We start from the raw sequence: 421 nt of genomic DNA on the forward strand, positions 1-421 counted from the left end.
CCTGGGCGATGTTGCGGACCTGGTTGGTCAGGTTGTCCGCCATGAAGTTCACCGAGTCGGTGAGGTCCTTCCACGTGCCCGCGACGCCGGACACGCGCGCCTGGCCGCCCAGGATGCCCTCGGTGCCGACCTCGCGGGCGACACGGGTGACCTCGTCACCGAACGCGCGGAGCGTGTCGACCATGCCGTTCAGGGTCTCGGCGAGGGTCGCGACCTCGCCCTTGGCCTCGACGGTGATCTTTTTCGACAGGTCGCCGTTCGCGACGGCGGTGGCGACCGTGGCGATGTTGCGGACCTGGTCGGTGAGGTTGTCCGCCATCAGGTTGACGTTGTCGGTCAGGTCCTTCCACGTGCCGGCGACGCCCTGCACGCGGGCCTGACCGCCCAGGCGGCCGTCGGTGCCGACCTCGCGGGCGACGCG

The 421-nt window shown here is 70.3% G+C and carries 1 protein-coding gene; it reads right to left on the reverse strand.

Translation table 11 applies throughout. The features are described 5' to 3' along the window. On the reverse strand, positions 1 to 421 hold a 421-nt coding region (locus UK23_RS45425; protein ID WP_045318061.1), incomplete at both ends, for a HAMP domain-containing protein.

Origin of the sequence: Lentzea aerocolonigenes (genome assembly GCF_000955955.1) — a bacterium.
Lineage (GTDB): Bacteria > Actinomycetota > Actinomycetes > Mycobacteriales > Pseudonocardiaceae > Lentzea > Lentzea aerocolonigenes_A.